This window comes from Caballeronia sp., assembly GCF_049581465.1.
Lineage (GTDB): Bacteria > Pseudomonadota > Gammaproteobacteria > Burkholderiales > Burkholderiaceae > Caballeronia.
The window spans coordinates 1-2,260 of record NZ_JBAUSA010000584.1; the positions used below are offsets into that span (position 1 = coordinate 1).

Annotated in this window: 1 protein-coding gene and 2 pseudogenes; 1 reads left to right on the forward strand and 2 read right to left on the reverse strand. The window is 54.5% G+C overall.

The window, feature by feature from the left end; all coding sequences use genetic code 11:
• Positions 1 to 440: pseudogene (locus WCA53_RS14330) on the forward strand (hypothetical protein); the annotation flags it as partial.
• Positions 441 to 697: 257 nt separating this feature from the next.
• Here the strand turns inward: WCA53_RS14330 and WCA53_RS14335 are convergent.
• Together WCA53_RS14335 and WCA53_RS14340 are read right to left on the reverse strand one after the other, a co-directional pair.
• Positions 698 to 1,744 carry a HoxN/HupN/NixA family nickel/cobalt transporter gene (locus WCA53_RS14335; RefSeq protein ID WP_423911329.1) on the reverse strand — a complete coding sequence of 349 codons (1,047 nt, stop codon included), beginning with the start codon at positions 1,742 to 1,744 and terminating at the stop codon, positions 698 to 700.
• A 214-nt stretch (positions 1,745 to 1,958) separates the two neighbouring features.
• Positions 1,959 to 2,260: pseudogene (locus WCA53_RS14340) on the reverse strand (hypothetical protein); the annotation flags it as partial.

Consider the following 2,260-nt stretch of genomic DNA (forward strand, 5'->3'; position numbering starts at 1 on the left):
GAGCACCACTGGGTCTAACTGTGCAACAGATTGCCGAGCTAGGGGTGAGACGCGTTAGCGTGGGCGGCGCACTTGCGCGTGCAGCGTGGAACGGCTTCATGCGAGCAGCTCACGCACTGGCGGAGCGAGGTGATTTCGAAGAGTTCGCGAATCTTGTTGCGACTCCACAGCTCAACGCGTTCTTCCGCATTTCAAACGAAGAACCCCTCCTCAAGCAGCCAGCGCGTATTGTCGGCAAAGTTGACTACCGTCGGGGAGAGGGATCCCTGCTTGAGATCCCGCGTGGTGCTGTCGAGGTGGAAACAACTGCGGCAGACGCGGTCATCACTTGGCCAGAAGGAAAGTTTCATGGCGTGGCGGCCATGCCCGTCGCAAATTTTTGTCAGTATGTTGCAGATGGCGCGATTACGGTAGCGGTCAAGCCGGCCCTGCCGATCTAGCGTGAATCGCATCAGGCGTGTCCTGGTGCGGAAACGCTCCTCGAGAAAGTTACATGCACCGGCTTTCATTGCGCTGAGCGGTTTCGAAACTTAGGGTCGGGAAGATGAGGACGATCGCTCGAAGCTGGAAAGTCGGGCTCGCCGCGCGCGCATTCATCGCTAGCAGAGAACGGCCGTCAGCGGCCTGTTGATCGCTCGGGCGAAGCGTACCACAAGCGCTGAACTACTGCACGGGCCGACCAGCACGTGGTACCCCGTCACGGGCCGTTAGCTCGCCGTCCAACCTCATCAAAACGCTTCCATTTGTATATCACGACGGAAAGTGCCCACCCGCCAATGAAAACACCAATCGTTCCATATCCAATCAGCGAAAAATGGTCATTGAGAGTACCAATCCACGCCCAGACTCTTCCCTGGAGCTTTAACGAATCCCCGAGCAACCCCAATCCTTCAACGACACCAACGAACAAAGCTATGACGACAGATATCATGGTTACGGTCATGTTGTAGTACAGCTTCCGGACTGGCTTGACGAACGCCCAGCCATAAGCTCCAAGCATGAGGACGCTATCTGTTGTGTCAATGAGCGTCATGCCCGCTGTGAACAACAAAGGGAATATGAGAATCGCCCAGGGCGATAGATTTTGGGTCACTCCCGTAGCGGAAATGCCAAGAAGCCCCACCTCAGTTGCGGTGTCGAAACCAAGACCAAAAAGTAGCCCGACAAAGTACATGTGCCAACTCGCGCTGACGACATTGAACAGGGGGCGAAAGATACGCGTCAGGAAGCCGCGCTTAGCAAGCAGGGAACGAAAATCTTCATCAAAATAAGGTTCTCCTCTCCTCACTTTGCTAAACAGGCAAATCACCGAGCGCAAGACCGCGAGATTCATCCCCGCAAGCGACAGCAAGAAAATAGTCGACACCAAAGCGCCTACTACCTCACCAATCGTCTTGAAGTCGGCGATCCATGCTTGCGTCGCTCCTGCGGTTATAGCAATGGCTATTGATGCTGCTACGACAACGGTTGAGTGACCCAGTGAAAACATCAAACCGACCGTCGTAGGGCGGCTGTCGGCGTGCATTAATTTTCGGGTCACGTTGTCGATGGCCGCTATGTGATCCGCATCTACTGCATGACGCAGTCCAAACGTATAAGCGAGGAGACTCGTTCCGATCAAAAGCGAGTGCTGGTGAAACGTCACTAACGCAACCGCCCACGCACCCAGGTTGAAGGCGAGTAAGAATAGGTAGAGCACGAGAATTTTGCGGCGAAAATTACCACTACTCCTGTCGTACACCATACTCTCGGCACTTTCCACTGGATCTCCGCTTGCGTTTTTCTGTCGCCATTGCCGCCCGTCACGTCAGATAGAACGGACGCATTTATCGTTGATGCTTGCGGGATGATACTGAATTGGAAGAGGCCGGCATGTGTCACTGGGTATGCGTCGGCTATACGGAAGCATGCATGCGCGAAGCGCATTGTCTTCAGGTCATCGGTAAAAGATCTTGTGGTCAGTTGGCAAGGTGCAACCCCTGCGTCAGCACAAAACCCCGGTCCAGATTTACCAACTGCAGGCTGTCGATTTCTCCATGCAGGACGGATATGCGCGTCGTTATATCCGTAGGCTCGTCATCGCTCGGATCAGTGTGACTAATCGATTCAGTCAGGTACGGCGGCACAAGGCGGCAGGTCAGCATGATCGCCAGGTTCCCATCGATGGATTTAGCGTCGCTCGATCTGAACGTCCCATGGACGGTAGTCTTGTGCCCTGACCCAACGGGATCCAACGCAATCATGTCGATGTGTTCAATGT